The following is a 20321-nucleotide window of genomic DNA, read 5'->3' on the forward strand; positions in this document are numbered from 1 at the left end:
TGAAACGACTCCACGCCGATGATAGTGCGGATACCCGTGTGAAAGTAGGTAATCGCCAGGCTCTCCCTTGAAACCCCCCAGTACGAAAGTACTGGGGGGTTTTGCTTTTGCGGCTGCGAAAAGTGATGGCAGCAAGCATAATTGCCGCTCCGGCCATCTTGCCTCCCCTTTTCTAGCTCATTTCGAATGCCAGCTGACGGCGAAGCCCCGTGGTTTCTTTACCTGCTCGAATGCGAGGGCAACACGATCTACACCGGTATCACCACGGATGTGGAGCGGCGCTTCGCCCAGCATCTGGCAGGAACGGGCGCTAAATATACGCGATCGCGCAAGCCAGTCAGGATCCTGGGCTGGCAGCGCTTCGACAATCGCTCGGAAGCCTCAAAAGCTGAAGCGGCGGCGAAGCGGCTGACTTCCGCGCAGAAGCGGAGTTTTTGCGCGCAATTGGCGACAGAGATGCCCGATGCTTCAGCCGTCGATCCTGGCTTGAGCAATATCCTCGCACCTTGAATACCCCGCATCGGTGGCACCCTTCTTGATCCCGACAGTGCCTTCTACGCTTCCTTAAGTCTGGTTTAAGGATCGGCCTTTAGGATGGTCCTGTCGCGTCCAGATAGCCCGGACGCCTGAGGTAACCAAGAAAGGAAAACGCCATGATTCGCCAGACGCTTGCACGCTCCGCCATTGGCATTGCTGCCCTGGCCGCTCTTGCCGGGGGGTATGCCTATCTGCAGAAGGAAGTGATCACGCCGGGATATGCCGCCCAGGCGCCCGTGACGGCCTCGGCCCAGCCGCTGGCCGTGGCCGCGCCCACCGATTTCTCGAGCATCGTCGACCAGTACGGTCCGGCGGTGGTCAATATCAGTGTTACGGCGCGTGCCCAGCACGCTTCGGCGCAAGTGCCGCAGGGCATGGACCCGGATGATCCCCTGTTCCAGTTCTTCAAGCGCTTCGGCCCGCAATTCCAGGGACCGCAGAATGGCCAGCAGCAACTTGTGCGTGGCCTTGGCTCGGGCTTTATCGTCAGCCCCGAGGGTCTGATCCTGACCAATGCGCACGTGGTGGACGGCGCTCAGGAGGTGACGGTCAAACTGACCGACCGCCGCGAATTCAAGGCCAAGGTGCTGGGCGCGGATGCGCAAACGGACGTCGCAGTGATCAAGATCGACGCCAAGGATCTGCCGACCGTGCGCCTGGGCGACCCCTCGCGCGTACGCGTGGGTGAGCCGGTGCTGGCCATCGGCTCGCCTTACGGTTTCGAGAATACGGTCACCGGCGGCATCGTCAGCGCGAAATCGCGCTCCTTGCCCGATGACACCTATGTGCCGTTTATCCAGACCGATGTCGCGGTCAATCCCGGCAACTCGGGCGGCCCTCTGTTCAACCAGCGGGGCGAAGTGATCGGCATCAATTCGCAGATCTACAGCCAGACCGGCGGTTACCAGGGGTTGTCGTTCTCGATTCCCATCGACGTGGCCACCAAGGTGCAGGCGCAGCTGGTGGCGCATGGCAAGGTCACGCGCGGCCGTCTCGGCATCGGCGTGCAGGAGATCAACCAGGCCCTGGCGCAATCGTTCGGCCTGCCCAAGCCTAGCGGGGCGCTGGTCAACTCGGTGGAGCCGGACAGCCCGGCCGCCAAGGCCGGCCTCAAACCGGGCGACGTGATCGTGCAGCTTGGCAACGACGTGATCGACCATTCGGGCGACTTGCCTGAGCATGTGGCCGACATTGCGCCGGGCACGCAGACTTCGCTGAAGGTGATCCGCAAGGGCGAGCCCCTGACCCTGACGGTGAAGGTCGGCACGGCCAAGGATGCGGCAATCGCTGGCAAGACCCCCGCCAATGACGCCGGCGGCAAGCTTGGCCTGGCGGTTCGCCCGCTGAGCCCGACCGAGAAGCGCGACAGCGGGATCGACGGCGGGCTGGTGGTCGAAGATGTCGCAGGCCCGGCGGCCAAGGTGGGCATCCAGCCGGGTGACGTCATCCTGTCCATCAACGGCACGCCGATCAGCTCGGCGGAGCAGTTGCGGGCCCTGGTAGCGAAGTCTGGCAAGCAGGTTGCACTGCTGGTGCAACGTGACGATGCCCGTATCTTTATCCCACTGGACCTGGGTTAACGGCAAAGCCGGCCACGGAGTTAGCCAGGGAGTTAACCGCGAAGTTAACCCCGAGTTAACCTCGGCATAAATGGCGGACGGGCCGGCGCGAAGGTATACGTGTCGGCCCGCCAAGCCTTAGTGGACGCCGAATTCCGGTGCAATAGGGCTGCCAGAACGCGCGGTAACAGGTATCATCTCGACTGCGAAGCAGGACACGCAGTAACGGCCTTGACCATCCTGGGCCATTAATGCGAAATTGTCCTGCAGACTCGATGACACAAGGAAGTCTATGCAGTTGGATTTCACCCGCGCGTCCGCGACCACGGGTACCGAGAGAGCGCGGCGCCTGCCGCAAGCCTCGCCCACCCCGCGCCGACGCAAGAAAGCCGAAGCCCCGCACTGGGAGCGTGGCTACCGTTCGCATTTCTACCGCAATGAGCGCGGCGAGAAACTGGGCGAAGTTCGCCTGTCCGATCGCGGCGACATGCCGGTGGTCTATCACTGGGCCGCAGGCAATTACTCCGGTGCGGAGGGCTCGCTCGCTCACGCCCGCATGCGCGTGGAAGAAACCATCGGCTTTGGCATGCGCCAGCTCGCTCTGTTCTGACTAGAACCGATTAACTAGCCGACCCGACGCTTTCCCGGAAAGCGACAGCCGCGCGCGCCCCGCGCCGCGACTCCCCGGAGCGATCCGCTCCGGCATGCCAGCCAGATTCAGCCAGATTTACCAGATCCAACACGCTGCTCCAGCCCCTCGGGCCGACACTGCGTAGCCTGTGCGGCAGACAGATCTGCCCGCGCCCCGGCATCCAACTCCCAGTCTTGCAGCAAGCGCGCTTCAATCGAGACGGCGTTGCGCCAGCATAAAGACAGCAGCCATCAGCGCAAGCGCCGCGATCAGCCGATACAGATCCTCGCAGGCAATCAGCCTGGCCTGCGTATCGACCAGGCCGGCAAGCTGCGCCAGCGCGGCCTGATAGGCATGGCCCGGATCCAGCCCACGCGCGCTCAAGGCTGCCTGGGCGGCCGCCATCCACTGCTGCGTCTCTGCCGTGTGCTGGCCAAGGGCGCCGGTCAGGCTCGTGTGTACCGCGAACTGCCGGTTCTGCAAAAGCACGGCGCCAAGCGCGGACGCGAAGGACGCGGCGATCTGGCGCAGCAGGTTCTTGCTGCGGTAGCCGTGGGCGAAATCGTCGCCTGCCAGCGAACGGAAGGTGAGTCCGGCAATCGGGATGATGACCATCACGCCAAACAGGCCCTTGCCCACCAGTCCCCACGCCAGCGCCGACGGGCCAGCGTTGGGCGGCATCGACGAAAACCACCACGCGGCCCCGGCCATCAGCAGCAGGCCGCTTGCCATCAGCGGCTTCTTGTGCGGCAGTTTTGGGGCCAGGCGCAGGTAGACGAAGATGCCGGCCAGGCTGACCGTGGCGGCGAAGGTGTTGAGCCAGCCGGTGGTCGCCAGCGGCAGCCCGAGCGCCTGCTCGGCGTAGATCGGGAACACGTAGCTGCTCAGGTTGCTGATCAGGTAGTAAACAAAATACATGGCCAGCCCGGTCAGGTAGACCGGATTGCGCAGCGCGCGCAGATGGAGCACCGGCGTGCTGTGATGCCATTGCTGCCAGAGAAACCCCATCAGCAGTCCGACACCCGCCGCGCAGATCAGCGCCAGCCGCAGTGGGTGCGAGAAGATATCGAAGCGCGCCTCCGTCATGGCGGCCTGCAGGGTCACCACCGCCGCGCCGAATAGCAGCAGCGGGCCCAGCGCGGGGCCGGGATCGTCCTCGCGCGGCTCGGCGTCTGGCAGCAGCAGCCACGCCCCCAGCGTTGCCAGCGCGGCGAAGGGCAGCACGCCGTAGAACACGTCCTGCCACACGCCACGGTCGATTAGCTCGGCTGCCATGGCGGGCGCCAGCGCGGAGGCGGCAAAGATCCCCAGCATGAAGATGCGCGAAGCGCGTGGCCGGTCGGCTGGCGCGAACATCACATTGACCAAGATGCGGCAGCTGGTAAACAGCGCCCCGCCGCCCACGCCCTGCACAAAGCGCGCGCCCACCAGCTGCGGCAGCGAATGGCTGGTGGCCGCCGCCAGCGTGCCCGCCATGAAGATCAGCAGCGCGCCGGTGAGGTAGTAGCGATAGCCAAAGCGCTGCGCCAGCCACTGCTGCTTGAGGATCATCAACATGCTGCCCACCGCGTACGCGGCCTGGACCAGGGCGAAGCTGCGCGGATCGGCATCGACGCCGCCAACGATATGGCTCGATGCGAACACGAACATGATGTTCTCAAGGAACTCCACCGAGGTGGCCAGCGCAAGCAGCAACATCACCAGGGTCTGGCGCTGCCGGTGGCTGAGCAGGCGCAGCCACCGCAGCCCGAGCCGCAGCGGCCGTAAGGCAGACACGGTTTTCATGGTTCCAGCGTCAGCAGGTTCTGGTGCATCCGGTTGAGCGCACGCGTGGCAGCGGCCAGGCCGCTTTCGCCTACCGGCCCCCAGGCTTCGGCGTAGGCCGCATGCACGGCCGGGGCGGCACGCTCCAGCATGCGGTGGCCGGCGGCTGTCAGTACCAGCTCGGTGCTGCGGCGGTCCTGCGCCGAGGTGTGCCGGCGCACCAGGCCGCGCGCTTCGAGGCCGTCCATCAGCCGGGTCATCTGCGTGCGCGTGGCGTCGAGCGTGATGCCGAGCTCGGATGGCAGGCTGGGCTGGTCGTCGTCGGTGGCGAGCAGGCTGATGGCGAGGTATTGCTGCAGGTCCAGCTCGAAGGCCGCTAGCGCGCGATCGATGTGGCTGCGCAGCAGGCGTGCGGTGCGCATGAGCAGCCGGGACGCCAGGATCAGGTCGCGCGGTGCTTCCGGATGGCCCGCGCAGAAGCGGTCAATGCGGTCTTCGAAGGACATGGCGGGGAGTCAGGTGATGCCGGAGCAACGGAGCCGGTCCGGCAATATAATTACAAACGTAATTATATCATCTGAAACAAGTCAGGGCGCTGATGCCTCCCGGCGCTCGCTATGCTCAGCGAGCAAGGTGACGGCAAAGCCGCCGCAGCGCTTGGCGCAGCCCGGCAAGCTCGGCCGAGTGCTGCGCCGGCGCCAGGCGGCCGTAGCGCAGCCTGGTGTAGCGATCGCTGAAGTCCCGCACTGCCAGCGCGGCAGCCGGGAGGGCGCGCGCGGCCCGCGCTGCAAAATCTTGCGGCCCTTCGGACGGCGCGCGCACGCAACCGCGGCGTGCCAGCTGGCGGCAGAAGCGTGCGTAGGCGGCTTGCACGGGATCGATCCGGCGGCGCTTGAGCACGAGCGGCAGGAGCGCCAGCAGGCTCAGCGCCGCCAGTCCACCCAGCAGGACTTGCGGCACGCTGTCGCCGATGCCGAGCTGCTGCATCAGGCGGGCCTGCTGGCCGCGATCGTATTGCAATACCCAGCGCTGCCAGGTGTAGACCATGCCGTCCATGCCCCAGCGCAGGTTCCGCAGCCAGCCCGGGTCTCGCATCGCGTGCAGCGCTTCGATCTCGCTGGCCTCCAGTGCGGCGTCGATGCCGCGCTCGACCCGGCTTGGCGCCACCGCGCTGGTGGGATCGACGCGCACCCAGCCGCGCCCCTCGAGCCAGATTTCCGCCCATGCGTGGGCATCGGCCTGCCGCACGATGTAGTTGCCGCCGATGGGGTTGTACTCGCCGCCGAGATAGCCGGTGACCACGCGCGCCGGCACGCCGGCTGCGCGCATCAGGAACACGAAGCTGCTGGCGTAATGCTCGCAAAAGCCACGTTGCGTGTCGAACAGGAAACTGTCGACCTGCTCGTGGCCAAGCGGCGAAGGCGAGAGCGTGTAGCTGAACGGTGCGGCGGCAAACAGCCGCAGCGCGGCCCGCGCCCGCTGGGCGGGATCCGGGTATTGCTCCGCCCACGCGGCGGCGAGCGCCCGCGTGCGCGGGTTGCCCGGCGGCAATGCCAGCGCCAGCTCTCGCGTCGCCAGATCGAGAGGCTGCGCTGCGGCGGGAGCCGAACGCGCGCGGTAGCGCAGGCGCCGGTCCACCGGGTCGCGCGTAAAAAACTCCCCGTCGGCATTGATCACCGCGCCGGCGCCGGGGGCAATCGCCTGGCCACGGTCGAGCAGGAACAGCCACGCGTGCTGGTTGGGCTCCAGCGTGATGCTGTAGTTGACGATCCCGTTGGCCGAGGCGTTGCCAACCGTTTCGCCAGGCCCGGCATCCGCAGCCGTGTCGTTGGCCGCCGGCAAGCCCGGCGCCGGCTGCGCGCGCCGCTGCCGGAGGGGCGATGGCCGCCAGGTCTGTCCATCGAATTGCCACAGCACCAGCGCGCGCCAGTACAGGGCGCTGGCCGGCAACGGACCGCCTTGCACGTCGGCGCGCAGTGCGACTTCGGTCGACTGGGTGAGCCGGCTCACGCTGCCCGGGCTCATGGTGTCGCTGATGCCGGTAGTGGCCACGGCCTCGGCTTGCGGCAGCCGCCACAGTGGACGATCCAGGCGCGGAAACAAGACAAAGAGCAGCAGCGCCCAGGGTAGCCCGATCAGCGTCAGGCGGCCGAGCAACGGCCACACGGCAAGATAGCCGCGCGCCTCGGGATGCCCCAGGAAAAGCCAGTTGCGCAGCAGCCAGGCGGCAATGGCAAGGCTGTACAAGGCCAGCCAGAACGGCTGGTCAAACAGGTACAGGCTCAGCAGTAGGTAAAAGCACAGCTGGGTAACCAGCGTGGCATCGGCCAGCACCCGGCACTCCAGCAATTTGAGCACGACGAAGGCGCCCAGCAGCGCCACCGACAGGTCGCGCCCCATGTTGCCGCCGGCCTGCCAGACCAGTGCGGCGGCCACCAGCATCACCAGCCCCGCGATGATCCCGAGCATCAGGCGCGAGGGCAGCGGCGCGCGCTGGTGCCACAACAGCCAGCGCCACGCCAGCAGCAAGACCAGCAAGACGCTGATGGTCACCGGCAGGCTGCGCGCCTGCGGCGCGAGCACCAGTGCCAGCTGGCTCAGCAGCAGGCCATGCTCTTCGTGCGCAAGGGGGCGCGGTGGCAGCTTCACGGTGTGCGCTCCGGCGGGGCTTGACCTGCGCGTCCCGGCCACAGGGCCAGGGCTTCGAGGCAGGCGCGGCGATGCGCGCCCCCGCGGCCGGGCGGGATATCGACCCCAGGCAGCCGCAGGCCGATTTCCATGGTGTCGCCCGCGGCCACCACCCAGGCGCACAGGCGCGATAGCCTCGCCTCGATGCCGAGTCGTTGTGGCAGGGCCTGCCAGTCCAGCCAGCAGGTCGGCAGGCTGCCGGCCTCGCCGGTGCGGCTCAGCCAGCGGCCGGTACGCGCGCTATGTTTCCAGGCGATGCGGTGCAGCGGATCGCCGCTGCGGTAGCGCCGCAACTGATCCGTGCCATCGTCCGAGGGCAAAGACGCCGCGCCATCGTCGTCGGGCTGCGCGGCAAAAGGCAGAGGCGGTGCGCCAGGTTCCGGCCTTGGGTAGACCAGCGCGGCCAGCGGCAGGTCGGCATAGCTCCACACCCGGAACAGGCCCAGCGGAAAACGGCTCGAGAGCGTGACGCGCGGCAGCGCCAGCCAGCCGCGCTGGTTGGTAGGCATGTGCAAGATCAGCTGGCCGGAGGCATCCCGTGCCAGGCTCAGGCGGGCAGGCAGCGCGCCGGCCTGGGCCGGCAGGCTCGCCTCCACGCCGATGCGCACCGGCGCGTCGCTGCCTGAAATGCGCAGGCTGAATGCCGCCGGCTCGCCGGCAAAGGCTGGCGCCGCGCTGACACCGGCCACCGTCATGTCGAGCAGGTTGCGGTAGGCCTGCCACATGCAGGCCATGCCGATGCCGCCGAGCAGGAAGGTGAGGGCGAAGCCCAGGCTGATGTTGTAGTTCAGCGAAGTCAGCAGCATGGCCATCAGCAACACCGCGAAGCCCAGGCCGGCCCGGGTGGGCAAGATGTACAGGTGACGGCGGTCGAGCGTTACCACGCCTTGCCGGGGGGCGCGCCGGCGCTGCAGCCAGGGTGGCGACGCCCATGCCTGCCGCTTGGGGCCAGGCGCGGCCGGGGATGCCGTGCCCGGCGAGGAAAACGGCCGGCCGCGTGCCATCGGGCGTCAGGGAATGGCTACGTCAGCCAGCAGGCGGGTAAGCGCCTCCTGGCCACCGCCGGCTGCGCCGGACGGCAGCAGCCGGTGGCCCGCCACTGGCATGAAGACCGCCTGCACGTCTTCGGGCAGCACGCTGTCGCGCTGGTGCAGCAGCGCCCAGGCGCGCGCGCAGGCCAGCAGCGCCAGGCCTGCCCGCGGCGACAGCCCGGCGGCAAAGGCGGAGTGCGCGCGTGTGGCCTGCACCAGCGCCAGGGCGTAGTCCACCAGCGCCGGGCCGGCATAGACCTGGGCCGCGGCCTGCTGCAGCGCGGCCACCTGCTCGGCATCCATCACGGGCGTGCCGGCCGCGGGCGCTGCCCCGCCGAGGTAGAGCACGCGCTCGAAAGCCGGATCGGGATAACCCAGCGACAGGCGCATGGTGAAGCGGTCGAGCTGCGATTCGGGCAAGGCGTGCGTGCCGATCTGGTCCAGCGGATTCTGCGTGGCGATGACAAAGAACGGGGACGGCAAGGCATGGGTGACGCCGTCGTGGGTGACTTGTCCCTCCGCCATCGCCTCCAGCAGGGCGCTCTGCGTCTTGGGGGTGGCGCGGTTGATCTCGTCGGCAAGCACCACCTGCGCGAACACGGGGCCGCGATGGAAGCGGAATTCCGCACTGTCGCGCACGAAGACGGAGACGCCGATCAGGTCGGCGGGCAACAGGTCGCTGGTGAACTGCACGCGCTGGAACTGTAGCCCCAACGTGCGCGCCAGCGCGTGGGCGAGCGTGGTCTTGCCCACGCCCGGCAGGTCCTCCAGCAGCAGATGGCCACGTGCCAGCATGCAGGCCAGCGCCAGCCGGATCTGCCGGGGCTTGCCCAGGACGATGCGGCCAAGCTGGGCTTCCGCCTCGGAGAGCGATGCGACGATGCGTGGGCGAGCTGTCACGTGGAGCCTGCGGGTCGGGGGAGAACCCGGCCATTGTAGCGGCGCGCCTAGGCGCGGGAACAGTCTGTTTGCGCACGCAACGAGCACCCAACACACGCGGGGCGCGCCGATTCGCCCGGCTTCTGGCATTATCGAAGCTGTCGGCCCAGCCAACCCCCCATCCGCTGCAATGAACTCCCCGCTTGCTGTCCCGCCGGGTGCCGCTTCCAAAGTGGCTTCCACGGCTTCCAAGGTTTCCACCGCTTCCATCGCTTCGGCCATCGCCCCGACCGCTGCAGACTTGAACGAACTCAACCGCGCCTTTCACGCAGATGGCTATATCGTGCTGCGCGGCTTTGCCCCGCCCGCGGTCTGCGACCAGCTCGAGCAGGTTGCACGCGCGCAACTGGCCGCGGCGGCGGCGCCGGTCGAATATGAAGCCGAGCTAGGCTATCCCGGCGCGCCCGCAAGCCGCGACGCCGTCGGAGGGGCCACGGTGCGGCGCTTGCGCCAGGCCTATGGGCGCGACGATGCGTTCCGTGCATGGGCCGCCGATCCCGCGGTGGGGCAGGTGGTGGCGAGCTTGCTGGGCGAGCCGGTGCGCCTGACTCTCGCTCACCACAACTGCGTGATGACCAAGCATCCGCACTATGGCAGCCAGACCGGCTGGCACCGTGATACCCGCTACTGGTCATTTGCTCGCCCGGAGCTGGTGACGGTGTGGCTGGCGCTGGGCAGGGAGGATGAGAGCAACGGCGTGCTGCGCGTGATTCCCGGCTCGCACACCGTCGCGCTCGAACCCGGCCAGCTCGATGCGGCCGAATTCCTGATCGAGTCGCATCCGGCCAGCCAGGCCATGCTGCAAGGCGTGCGGCCGCTGGCCCTGGAACGCGGCGACGTGCTGCTGTTCGACAGCCGGCTGTTTCACAGCGCAGGCCAGAACGTTTCCGAAGCGGTCAAGTTGTCGGTCGCCTTCGCCTACCACGGTGCCAGCAACCATCCGCTGCCGGGCACCCGCTCGGCCGAGTTCGGCAGCGTCGAGCTGCCCACGCCGGCAACGCCCATGCGCTAACCGCGCTGGCGCATCAGCTCCGCAGGCTGATCAGGTTCGAGATTTTCTCGGAGGCGGCCAGCAGTGGCGGCAGGAAGCTGCTGGCCATGTCGTCGGCGCTGGTGCGGTTGGCCTGGCCGCTGATATTGATGGCGGCGATGACCTGGCCGGCACGGTTGCGGATCGGCGCGGCCAGCGAAACCAGCCCTTCTTCCAGCTCCTGGTCGTTCTGGGCCCAGCCGCGTGTGCGGATGCCGGCGATGATGGCCTTGAGCTCGGCGGGATCGGTGACGGTGCGGCTGGTACGGGCGCGCAGTTCGCTAGCGCCCAGCACCCGGTCGAGCTCCTCAAGCGGCAGGCCGGCCAGCAGCACGCGGCCCATCGACGAGCAATAGGCCGGAAGCCGGCTGCCGATGGACAGGTTGATCGTCATGATCTTGCGCGCTGGCACCCGCAGCACGTAGACAATCTCGGTGCCGTCCAGCACGGAGATCGAGCAGCTTTCACGCACCTCCTGCGACAACGCCTCCATGATCGGCTCGGCCAGGTTCCAGAACGGCATCGAGGTCAGGTAGGCGAAGCCCAGGTCGAGGATCTTGGGGGTCAGGCGGAACAGGCGGCCATCGGCGCGCACATAGCCCAGGCCGACCAGGGTCAGCAGAATGCGCCGCGCGCCGGCGCGGGTCAGGCCGCTGGCCTGCGCGATCTCGCTCAGCGTCTGGGCGGGGTGCTGCGCGTCAAAGGCACGGATGACCGAGAGCCCGCGTGCAAAGGACTGCACATAGCTATCGCTCGGCTTCTCCGGGCCCGGCGCGGCGGCGGGCGCCACGGAAGCATCCGTGGCCGGGTGGTCGGAATTGTCGGGAGCGGCAGGGCTGGCCATCGGTTGGTTCGGCTGATTGCCGAATACACACGGAAAGGCCGAAAGGGTAGAGGAAATGCGGGACGCGCGCCAGTGGCGCGCCCGCTGCGCGCATAATGTCGCGCGTTTGGGAAACATAGCTTGTAAAGGAAACATCGCCTGGTGAACGAGACAATCCAGTGGAACGATTGGGAAGCCTTCTGCTGCGTGGTGGAGCAAGGCACTTTCACGGCTGCGGCCGAGCAGCTCGACTGTCCCAAGTCCCGGGTCTCGGCGGCGGTTGCGCGGCTTGAGTCGGCCATCGGCTCCAAGCTGCTCCAGCGCACAACCCGGCGCATGCGCCTGACCGACGCCGGCAGCGCGGTGTACCGCGACGTGGCGCCCTTGTTCGCGCGGCTGCGTGAGATCCGCCAGGAAACACTGGCGCGCGAAGAGCGGGTGCAAGGCGTGCTGCGCATCGCCGCGCCGTACGAGTTTGGCGCCCAGCAACTGGGCGGCGTGATCTGCCGCACGCTGGCGGCCCACCCGGCACTGGACGTGAAGGTGGAGATCTCGCAAGGCATGGTCGATCCCATTCGTGACGGATTCGACGTCGCCTTTGTCGCGGTCGATGCCGACCTGCCCGATTCCGGGACCGTGGCGCGGCGCATCTATCATGTGGAGCGAGGCCTGTTCGCGGCGCCGGCGCTGGCCGCCGGCCTGCCGCTGCAACTGCAGCCCGAAGACCTGGCCAACCTGCCAACCCTGACCACGCCCGGTGACGGCATGTGGGAATTTACCCGCGATGGCGAGCGCGTGGCGGTACCGATCCGGCCGCGCATGCAGACCGCCAACGCCGAGCTGCGGCTGCAGGGCGCCCTGGCCGGCCTTGGCATTGCCCGGTTGTCGCTGATCTATTGCGAAGCAGAAGTCGCCCAGGGACGGCTGGTCAAGGTGCTGCCGGACTACCCGCCGCCGCCGCTGCGGGTCTTTGCCTTGCTGCCCGATCGCCGGCTGCAGCCGCGCAAGGTACGCGTCTTCATGGAGGCGGTGGAAGCCATGATGGCCTCCGAACTGCAGGACCGAAACGACGCAGCCGCGCCCGGCCCGTGAGGGCTGGCGCGGCTGTGGGGGTCATTGCGGTTGGGGGTGGGCGGCTGGCAGGCCTGCCCATGTCCGCGCTGACAATGTTGCTCACACCGTGAGCACTTGCTGACTATCTCTGACTATCTAACTGTCTCTTCCACACCTGGCGAATGCCAGGTTGCGCTCAGGCGCCGTCGCTGAAGCTGCTGCGGGGCTCGTTCACGCCGCGCGCGCCGTCGGTGTACGGGTCACGCGGGCCGCTGCGGGCGCCATCGGTGAACGGGTCGCGCGGGCCGTTGCGGGCACCGTCGGTGAACGCGTCGACCGTGCGGCCGATGCTGCCATCGAGGCGAGCCAGGTCGGAAACCGGCGTACTGGCGTGCGCGGAGGCGGCGGCCATCGACAGGCCGATGGCGCAGAGGAGGGAAACGGCGAGGGTGCGGGTTTGTGCGAGGGTCTTCATGATGCTTTTCTTCCTTCGGGCATATCGTGGTGTGTTCCACGTTGGCTGTAATGTATGCCTACATCTGCCCAGGAAAAAGCGTCAATCACCAAAACACTGTTCGTCACTATGGACAATGCCCCGGGCCTGGGCCCGGGGCACCCACAGACATCCCTTGCCGGCGGGGCCTTCAAAGACCTTCAGAGGTCTTTAGTGGTCTTTAGATGTCTTCAGAGGCCAAATCGCGCGCCGAACAATCCCGCGCCAAGGCGGGCAATGATCATCAGCAGGATCTGCGCGATCACGAAAAGCGCCAGCGGCGAGATATCGAAGCCGCCCAGGCGCGGAATCACGCGGCGGATCGGGCGCAGCAGCGGCTCGGTCAGGTGGTTGATGGCGGGCGTAACGGGTGAGTGCGGGTTGACCCACGACAGAATCGCCATCAGCAGCGTGACCCACATCACCATGCTGATGCCCCACTTCAGCACATTGAGCACGGCGATCAGCAGGATCAGCGGCAGGTAGGTCAGCGGGTCGGCGCCGGAGACCAGCAGCACCAGCAGCAGGAACGCCAGGGCGGTCAGCCAGGCGCCGATCAAGGTGGCCCAGTCGATGCCGCCAAGGCCGGGAATGAACCGGCGTAAGGGCCGCACCAGCCAGTCGGTGACCTGGAATACGCCTTGCGAGACGGGATTGCGCGTGGGCAGCCGTGTCCATTGCATCCACAGGCGCAGCAGCAGCGCCATGCCGAACAAGCTGAAGACGGTATCGAGCAGGAAAAGGGCGATTTCCGAGAACATCGGTTTCGATTCCGGTGGAAGTGTGATGTCGGCAGTCAGGAGTGTCTGCGAACGCACAGATTCTGCCATACCCGCATCGGCGCAGGTCGAAACCCTGGCCTGGCCCCGGAACCTGGCACTGCCGCACGTCCGCGGAACCGCTGGGGGCAGCCCCTATAATGAGCGTCGAGCCAAGTTCCCCAGCGCCCAGACGCTGCCCCTTATGACCCGCCAGCCTGCCGCATCCAAATCCCCGCTTGACAAGCAGGATTTCGAGGCACTTTCCGATTTTCGCTACCAACTGCGGCGTTTCCTGCGGTTTTCAGAAGATGCCGCCCAGAGCGAAGGGCTGACCGTGCAGCAATACCTGCTGATGCTGCATATCCGCGGCTGTGCCGGCAAGGACTGGGCATCGATCGGCGAGCTCGCCGAGCGCTTGCAGGCCAAGCAGCACGGCGTGGTCGCGCTGGTCAACCGCTGCGAGGCGGCCGGGCTGGTCAAGCGCAAGGCCAACCCGGATGACCGCCGCATTGTCGAGGTCCACCTGATGGCCAAGGGCGAGCGCTTCCTTAACCGGCTGGCCATGCTGCACCGGAGCGAGCTGGAATCGCTGCGCGGCACCTTCCGCGTGGCACGCCTCACGGCCTTCAACGACGATGGCGCGGAGCGCGTCTGAGCGCCCTTGAAGCACCCCTGAAGCATTCCTGAAGCGGGAAAAAGGGTTTTTTTTACCCGGCAGGCACTCCCCGTTACAGGCGGTTACCAATCACAAGCCTCGGTGACACCCGAGGCGCTCCTGCGGCCCTAGACTCGCGCGCATTCCCACTCGCGTTGCTACCGCAGGAGTTTCCCCGATGCCTTTCCCTTCTTTCCCCCTTCGTACCGCCGCGCTTGCCTTGCTTGCAGCGGGCGCCCTGGCCGGCTGCGTGAGCGCGCCATATGGCGGCGGGTATGGCGGCTACGGGGCCTATGGCAATTCGGGCACGTACGGCAGCAGCACGCAGGCGGGTGGCGCTTACCCCGTGGCCTATCCGCAGCAGGGCTACCAGCAACCCGCTTACCCTCAGGCCGACTACCCGCAATCGGGCTACCCGCAGGCGCCGGTACAGGAGAGCTATCCGCAACAGGGTTACCCGCAAGCCGGCTATCCGCAGGCGAGCCAGCCGCAAGCCGCCTACGGCAACGATGCCTACGGCGTGCGCTATGGCCAGGTTGAATCCATCGAGATGTTGCCGGGACAGCCGGCTAGCGGCGGCGTCGCCGGTACTTTGATCGGCGGCATGGTTGGCGGCCTGCTCGGCCACCAGGTGGGCGGCGGCCGCGGCAATACGGTCGCGACCATCGGCGGCGCGGTGGTTGGCGCGGTGGCCGGCAACGAGGTGGAGAAGCGTGCCAACACGGCACCGCCCGCGTACCGCATCCGCGTGCGCACCACCGACAACAGCTACCTCACGCTGACCCAGTCGACGCCGTACAACCTGCGCAACGGCGACCGGGTCAAGGTGCAGAACGGCGTGGCAATGCCTTACTGACGATGGGGTTGCCCGGATCTTCTATTGTCTGAGGTCTAAGGGTGTTAGGGTTCCCGGGTGGAGAGGCGGCCGCGCATAGCGCACCCGCTCCTTCGCCTGGCGCCGTTCATCCCACAGCAAGGAGCACAGCATGAAGATCCTGATGGTTCTGACCTCGCATGACCAGTTGGGCAATACTGGCAAGAAAACCGGCTTCTGGCTTGAAGAGTTTGCCTCGCCCTACTATGTGTTCCGCGATGCGGGGGCCGACATCACGCTGGCCTCGCCCCAGGGCGGCCAGCCGCCGCTGGACCCCAAGAGCGACGCGCCCGATGCGCAGACCGAAGCCACCGGACGCTTGCGCAAGGACGCCGCGGCCCAGGCTGCCCTGGCCAGCACGCTAAAGCTCGCGCAGGTCAAGGGTGGCGACTACGACGCCGTGTTCTATCCCGGTGGCCACGGCCCGTTATGGGACCTCGCCGAGGATCGCGCTTCCATCGCGCTGATCGAGAGCATGTATGCCGCTGGCAAGCCGGTTGCCGCCGTGTGCCACGCGCCCGGCGTGCTGCGCCATGTGCGTGGCCCGGACGGTGAGCCGCTGGTGCGGGGCAAGGCGGTGACCGGCTTTTCCAATGCCGAGGAGGCCGCCGTCCAGTTGACCGAGGTGGTGCCCTTCCTGGTCGAGGATGAACTCAAGCGGTTGGGCGGCCACTACAGCAAGGCGGCCGACTGGCAGAGCTACGCGCTGGTGGCGCAGCGGCTCGTGACCGGGCAGAATCCTGCTTCGTCGGCCGCAGCGGCCGAGGCCTTGCTGACGTTGCTGAAGTCCTGATCGCCTTCGCCTACGCGCCTGTCCCGAACAAGTTCGCGTAATCCTCGCGCAATTGCCGCTTGAGCAGTTTGCCGGCGGTGTTGCGCGGCAGGTCGGGCACGAACACGATGCGCTTGGGCACCTTGTACGGGGCGAGCGCGGCGCGGGCATGGGCAAGCAGCGCCTCCTCCTCAGCGCGCGTCTCGCGCTTGAGCACCACGCAAGCCGCCACGGCTTCCACCCACTTGGGGTGCGGCAGCGCGAAGACGGCGACTTCCGCCACGGCCTCATGCTGGTACAGGCACTCCTCGACTTCACGGCTGGATACCAGCACGCCGCCGGAATTGATCACGTCCTTGATGCGGTCCACCACATACAGATAGCCGCCCTCGTCCATATAGCCCAGGTCGCCCGAGTGGAACCAGCCGCCGCTGAAGGCCTCGGCGGTCTGCTCCGGCTTGTCCCAGTACTCGGTGAGCAATTGCGGCGAACGGTGCACGATCTCGCCGAGCTCGCCGGGTCTGGCGTCCTGCATCTTTTCGTCGACGATGCGGGTTTCCACATTCAGCACGGGCCGCCCGGCCGAAGCGGGCCGCTCGCGGTGCTCATCGGGGCCGAGCACCGTGGCCAGCGGGCCGATCTCGCTTTGTCCGTAGCAGTTGAAAAAGCCCAGCGCGGGCAGTCGCTCGCGTAGCTCCTGCAGCACCGGCAGCGGCATGATCGAGGCGCCGTAATAGGCCTTGGTCAGCGAGACCAGCTGGCGCGGATCGAAGTCCGCGTGGCGCAGCAGCGCAATCCATACGGTGGGTGGCGCAAAGAAGCTGGTGATGCCGGCCTCGCGCACCGTGCGCAGGCAGAAGCCCGGCTCGGGACTTTGCGCCAGCAGGATGCTGCCGCCCATCAGCAGCAGCGGCATCAGGAAGACATGCATCTGCGCGGAATGGTAGAGCGGCAGCGCAGCCAGCGCGTCATCCTCCGGCTTGATGTCGCACGTGGCGATGGCGCTCATGTATTCGGCCAGCAAGGCGCGATGCGTCAGCACCGCCCCCTTGGGCGCGGACGTGGTGCCGGAGGTGTAGAGGATCTGCGCCGGCATGGCGTCGTCAAGGGTGGCGAGGATCTCCCCGGCGGGGCCCTTGGCCGCCGTCAGCACGTCGCGCTGGCCGCCGCCATGCAGGCTCCCCAGCAATGGGCAAGGCAGCCCTTCGACGTGCGCGGCCAGCGCCGGGTCGGCGAACAGCGCGCTGGCGCCGGACTGGGCGACGATGTATTCGACCTCGCCGCGCGTCATCGAGAAATTCACCGGCACATGGATCAGCCCGGCACGCAGGCAGCCCAGCCACAGCAGCACGTAGGCATCCGAATTCTTGCCGAACGCCGCCACGCGGTCGCCGGGGCGCAGGCCCCACCGTTGCAGCGCGGCGCCCACGCTGGCCGCCGCGGCCTCGAGTTCGCGATAGGTCCAGCTGCGTTCGCCAAAGCGCAGCGCCACCTTGTCGGGGCTGCGCCGTACCGCGCGGGCGAGGGCATCGGGGATGGTATTGCGCAGGACGCGCTGCTGCTCTGACTGCATGGTGGTCTCCGTTATGGTTTTAGGGTCCAGCAAGTCTTGAGAGCCGATGCCGCGGGGTTTGATCGCGTCATTGCATGCCTGGCGCAAGCACGATGCCATGGCCGCGGCGTTGGCCTTCGAGGGGCCAGCATAGGGGCGGGACGGCACAGGCGCAAGCCGCTCTGGCGTGGGGGAAGGCGAGAGACGCCGGGCAGGACGCCCGGCGCAAGGGGACGATAAAGCGAGGCAGCGCGCCACGGCAGGGCCATGGCGCGTGCGTGTATGCAGCCCGGTGGCGGCGGCTGCCGGCTGCCGCTACCGCCGGCTCAGGCGGACAGCGCGCCAGCCAGGAAAGTCAGGGCTCGGCCATGGGCCAGCGCGGCGGACGGCTGATGATACGAGCCGCGCGCCCAGCAGTTGAAGCCGTGATCGGCCTGCGCATAGACGTGGATTTCCGCCTGGAGATTGCCGGCCACGGCCGCGCGCACTTTCTCGACGGCGTCAGCCGGGATATGCGCATCGAGCGCGCCGTAGTGGAACTGGACCGGCACCTTGATACTGGCGGCTTCCTGCAGATTGTTCTGGATGCCGCCGCCATAGTAAGGAACCGCCGCATCGACCAGGCCGCGCGCGGCGCTCAGGTAGGCCATCAGGCCACCGAAGCAGTAGCCCACCGCCGCAATCTTTGCGCCCGGGCTGAGCTGGCCGCGCAGCGCCTTGGAGCTGGCGGCGATGTCTTTCACCGCCAGCTCCACATCCACCTTCTGGCGCAACTCCATCGCGCGCGCCATGTCCGCGCCCGCATAGCCGAGCTCCACGCGCGGCGCCAGGCGCCAGAACACGTCCGGCGCCAGCACCACGTAGCCGTCGAGGGCGTACTGGTCCGCTACCGCGCGGATATGTTCATTGACGCCGAAGATTTCCTGCACCAGCACGATGCCCGGTGCATTGGCCACCTTGCCCGTGGGCGGCAGGGCCAGGTAGGCATCGAAGGCGCCACCTTCGGTTTCAACGCGGATCCATTGGCTGTTGCTGTGGTTAGGCATGCTTGCTTGCTCCATTGACACTCAGTGACGTTGATCGGCAGGACAGAAATCCGGAAAGCTGCAAGTGTGCCACTGTCCGGGCAGACGTGCCGGGCGTGCCGCAGCCCGGCACGTCTGGCGCATCAGCTTGCCGGCTGAACGCCAGGCAGGAACTCGATGCCGGTGCGCTTGACCAGTTCGCCGTAGGAGATCGGCTTGCCCGGCCGGGCGGCGTCGGAGTTTTCGATCCAGTGCGCCCAGGCGCGGTTGGTCGATGGATCGTAGACGAGCTTGTAGAGGTATGTGGGGACCCAGACCTTGCCGTTGCCGATGGTGCGAACGTTGCCATCGAAGACTGGGCCCGTGATGACATAGACATCGCCGGCCGCGCGCATGGCGTACTTGCGCGTGGCCTTTTCGATGGAGGCCCATGCCTTGCGGTTGTTCTGGCTGTATTGCGGCACCACGTTGGCAAGCGTGAACGATTGCGACATGGCTTGCGCGGTCGGCTGGTCGGCCGCAGGCGACATATGGCCACGGTCGATGCCTTCATTGCCTTTGTAATCGTCCAGTTCCGCCCGCTCGGCGCGGGGCAGGCGCGCATCGGAAAAGAAGCGATTCGTTCGTGCTTCGTCCCTGGCATCGATCAGTTGCGCGCGCGACAGGCGCTCGGCCACGTACAGCGGGGTCTTGCTGCGGCCCGAGTGCATGACCGCAAAGGCGTCATAGCAAAGCGGGCGCAGCTTAAGCTCGGCCGAGCTCGGTGCCTTGGGGGCCGCGCTTTGCGCGAAGAATTGAGGACATTGGGCAAAGCTACCGGAAGCGCTGGCCACGCCAGATGCCAGGCACAGCGCCACCGAGACAAAAAACGTCTTCATGCGAGAAAGGAATCCTTACAGCTTGCAGATTGAAGAGACGGCAAAAAGCCGGCGAGAGCCGTCAGAGGACATTGCACCGTCGCGCAGGATGGCGCAGGCCGTGCGCGGGAGCCGGGCATTCTGCCAGACAGAAGCGCGATGCGGAACGAGCGATGCGCAACCTACATTGACCAGGGTGGCAATGAGACAGTTCTCATTCAACGCCGCGGCGGCTCCTATAATCGCGCTTTTGCATCATCACCCACGCACCTGCGCTTTTCACGGCGCACACCACCATGCTCAACCGGCTGGAAATGCTGAGGATCTTCTGCGCGGCAGCGGAGTCGGCTTCGTTCAAGGCGGCCGCGACGCGGCTGGGCACGTCGCCGCAAACCGTCACCCGCGCGGTCAAGGACCTCGAGGAAGCCGTGGGCGAGCCGCTGTTCCACCGCAACACCCGCCAGATTCGCATCACCGCCGCCGGCGAGCGGCTGGCCGAGCGCGCCCGCGCGGCGCTCGTCGATGTCGATAGCCTGTTCGCGCATCCGGCCAGCCGCTCGGACACGGAGCTCAAGGGCGTCGTGCGCATTACCGCGCCGAGCACGCTGGGGCGGCAGCATCTGCTGGTGGCGCTGCGGAAGGTGGCGCTGGCGCATCCGGGCATCACGCTCGATATCCGGCTCTCGGACCAGATCGCCGATGTGGTCGACGACGAGATCGACATCGGCCTGCGCCTCGGCATGTTCCGCGACCAGCGGCTGGTGGCGCGCATGACGACGCGGGTGGGCTTCCATATCGTGGGCACGCCGGAGCTGGTGGCGCGCGTCGGCAAGCCCGCCGACCTGGCCCAACTCGCCGCGCTGCCCACCACAGGCCTGATCGACCGCAGCAGCGGCCGCGCCTGGCCGTGGTATTTCGCGCAGGGCGAGCAGTTCAATCCGCGCGCGCCAGCGTTTCTCACCGACGACCCGGAGACCGAAATGGAGGCGATCCTCTCCGGGCTCGCCTACGGTCAGTTGCCTGACTATCTCGCGCAGCCCCATCTGCGCTCGGGCCGCCTCGTCAGCGTGCTGGAGCGCTTCGCGCCCGCGCCGTGGGGTTTGTACATCTACCGCTCGCGCCGTAGCCCGGTGCCGATGCGCATCCGGCTGGTGTTCGACGCGCTGGTGGCTTACTTCGGCGACAAGGATGCCGTGCCGGCGCGCTGAGCGCGCTTCCCGCTGGCTTGAACGAGTGGACGGTGGCATGCCGCCGCCGGGCAGGGTTAGCCGATAGCC

General features: G+C 67.2%; 20 protein-coding genes. 9 read left to right on the top strand and 11 right to left on the bottom strand.

What is annotated here, in order from left to right; translation table 11 throughout:
• Window positions 1–186: 186 nt before the first annotated feature.
• The 3 genes from AC1RQC_RS05820 (at window position 187) to AC1RQC_RS05830 (ending at window position 2706) form a co-directional block, all read left to right on the top strand.
• Window positions 187–510 (top strand): GIY-YIG nuclease family protein, encoded by a 324-nt coding sequence (locus AC1RQC_RS05820; protein ID WP_492371287.1) that lies wholly within the window; start codon window positions 187–189, stop codon window positions 508–510.
• 143 nt (window positions 511–653) lie between these two features.
• Entirely contained in the window at window positions 654–2117 is a 1464-nt protein-coding gene (locus AC1RQC_RS05825; protein ID WP_492371288.1) for a DegQ family serine endoprotease, read from the top strand.
• 271 nt (window positions 2118–2388) lie between these two features.
• Entirely contained in the window at window positions 2389–2706 is a 318-nt protein-coding gene (locus AC1RQC_RS05830) for a hypothetical protein (protein ID WP_006164639.1), read from the top strand.
• A 231-nt stretch (window positions 2707–2937) separates the two neighbouring features.
• On the opposite strand, the gene AC1RQC_RS05835 is transcribed toward AC1RQC_RS05830, so the two are convergent.
• From AC1RQC_RS05835 to AC1RQC_RS05855, 5 genes are all read right to left on the bottom strand, one after another.
• Window positions 2938–4512, bottom strand: coding sequence for an MFS transporter (locus AC1RQC_RS05835; RefSeq protein WP_492371289.1), 1575 nt, complete (start codon window positions 4510–4512; stop codon window positions 2938–2940).
• Entirely contained in the window at window positions 4509–4997 is a 489-nt protein-coding gene (locus AC1RQC_RS05840; RefSeq protein ID WP_492371290.1) for a MarR family winged helix-turn-helix transcriptional regulator, read from the bottom strand. The genes AC1RQC_RS05835 and AC1RQC_RS05840 overlap by 4 nt, the downstream gene beginning before the upstream one ends.
• A gap of 115 nt (window positions 4998–5112) precedes the next feature.
• A complete protein-coding gene (locus AC1RQC_RS05845) occupies window positions 5113–7140 on the bottom strand; it encodes a transglutaminase TgpA family protein (protein WP_492882677.1) in 2028 nt (675 codons plus the stop codon).
• Window positions 7137–8183, bottom strand: coding sequence for a DUF58 domain-containing protein (locus AC1RQC_RS05850; RefSeq protein ID WP_492882679.1), 1047 nt, complete (start codon window positions 8181–8183; stop codon window positions 7137–7139). The genes AC1RQC_RS05845 and AC1RQC_RS05850 overlap by 4 nt, the downstream gene beginning before the upstream one ends.
• 6 nt (window positions 8184–8189) lie before the next feature.
• Window positions 8190–9110: an AAA family ATPase gene (locus tag AC1RQC_RS05855; protein WP_043357117.1), complete on the bottom strand. Its 921-nt coding sequence runs from the start codon at window positions 9108–9110 to the stop codon at window positions 8190–8192.
• Window positions 9111–9279: 169 nt separating this feature from the next.
• Here AC1RQC_RS05855 and AC1RQC_RS05860 point away from each other — a divergent pair, with 169 nt between their 5' ends.
• Entirely contained in the window at window positions 9280–10161 is an 882-nt protein-coding gene (locus AC1RQC_RS05860) for a phytanoyl-CoA dioxygenase family protein (protein WP_492371293.1), read from the top strand.
• A 13-nt stretch (window positions 10162–10174) separates the two neighbouring features.
• Here AC1RQC_RS05860 and AC1RQC_RS05865 read toward each other — a convergent pair whose 3' ends face one another.
• Window positions 10175–11023 carry an IclR family transcriptional regulator gene (locus AC1RQC_RS05865; RefSeq protein WP_492371294.1) on the bottom strand — a complete coding sequence of 283 codons (849 nt, stop codon included), beginning with the start codon at window positions 11021–11023 and terminating at the stop codon, window positions 10175–10177.
• A gap of 141 nt (window positions 11024–11164) precedes the next feature.
• Here AC1RQC_RS05865 and AC1RQC_RS05870 point away from each other — a divergent pair, with 141 nt between their 5' ends.
• A complete protein-coding gene (locus AC1RQC_RS05870) occupies window positions 11165–12094 on the top strand; it encodes a LysR family transcriptional regulator (RefSeq protein WP_150991598.1) in 930 nt (309 codons plus the stop codon).
• A 157-nt stretch (window positions 12095–12251) separates the two neighbouring features.
• Here AC1RQC_RS05870 and AC1RQC_RS05875 read toward each other — a convergent pair whose 3' ends face one another.
• Both AC1RQC_RS05875 and AC1RQC_RS05880 read right to left on the bottom strand, forming a co-directional pair.
• Window positions 12252–12530: a hypothetical protein gene (locus tag AC1RQC_RS05875; protein WP_253930380.1), complete on the bottom strand. Its 279-nt coding sequence runs from the start codon at window positions 12528–12530 to the stop codon at window positions 12252–12254.
• A 209-nt stretch (window positions 12531–12739) separates the two neighbouring features.
• Window positions 12740–13309 carry a YggT family protein gene (locus AC1RQC_RS05880; protein ID WP_492371295.1) on the bottom strand — a complete coding sequence of 190 codons (570 nt, stop codon included), beginning with the start codon at window positions 13307–13309 and terminating at the stop codon, window positions 12740–12742.
• 202 nt (window positions 13310–13511) lie between these two features.
• Here AC1RQC_RS05880 and AC1RQC_RS05885 point away from each other — a divergent pair, with 202 nt between their 5' ends.
• From AC1RQC_RS05885 to AC1RQC_RS05895, 3 genes are all read left to right on the top strand, one after another.
• Window positions 13512–13964: a MarR family winged helix-turn-helix transcriptional regulator gene (locus AC1RQC_RS05885; protein ID WP_492371296.1), complete on the top strand. Its 453-nt coding sequence runs from the start codon at window positions 13512–13514 to the stop codon at window positions 13962–13964.
• A gap of 178 nt (window positions 13965–14142) precedes the next feature.
• Window positions 14143–14820 carry an outer membrane lipoprotein gene (locus tag AC1RQC_RS05890; RefSeq protein ID WP_492371297.1) on the top strand — a complete coding sequence of 226 codons (678 nt, stop codon included), beginning with the start codon at window positions 14143–14145 and terminating at the stop codon, window positions 14818–14820.
• A 130-nt stretch (window positions 14821–14950) separates the two neighbouring features.
• Complete coding sequence (locus AC1RQC_RS05895; protein ID WP_492371298.1) at window positions 14951–15631, top strand: type 1 glutamine amidotransferase domain-containing protein; 681 nt, start codon at window positions 14951–14953, stop codon at window positions 15629–15631.
• A 10-nt stretch (window positions 15632–15641) separates the two neighbouring features.
• Here the strand turns inward: AC1RQC_RS05895 and AC1RQC_RS05900 are convergent, their stop codons facing one another.
• The 3 genes from AC1RQC_RS05900 to AC1RQC_RS05910 form a co-directional block, all read right to left on the bottom strand.
• The gene (locus AC1RQC_RS05900) at window positions 15642–17183 is read right to left on the bottom strand and encodes a fatty acyl-CoA synthetase (protein ID WP_492809563.1); all 1542 of its coding nucleotides are present in this window, start codon (window positions 17181–17183) and stop codon (window positions 15642–15644) included.
• 305 nt (window positions 17184–17488) lie between these two features.
• A complete protein-coding gene (locus AC1RQC_RS05905; protein WP_492882681.1) occupies window positions 17489–18208 on the bottom strand; it encodes a dienelactone hydrolase family protein in 720 nt (239 codons plus the stop codon).
• A 122-nt stretch (window positions 18209–18330) separates the two neighbouring features.
• A complete protein-coding gene (locus AC1RQC_RS05910) occupies window positions 18331–19065 on the bottom strand; it encodes a DNA/RNA non-specific endonuclease (RefSeq protein WP_492371301.1) in 735 nt (244 codons plus the stop codon).
• A 275-nt stretch (window positions 19066–19340) separates the two neighbouring features.
• Here AC1RQC_RS05910 and AC1RQC_RS05915 point away from each other — a divergent pair, with 275 nt between their 5' ends.
• Entirely contained in the window at window positions 19341–20252 is a 912-nt protein-coding gene (locus AC1RQC_RS05915; protein WP_492882683.1) for a LysR family transcriptional regulator, read from the top strand.
• The last annotated feature ends 69 nt before the right edge of the window (window positions 20253–20321 follow it).

Source organism: Cupriavidus sp. GW822-FHT03E04 (assembly GCF_058801495.1).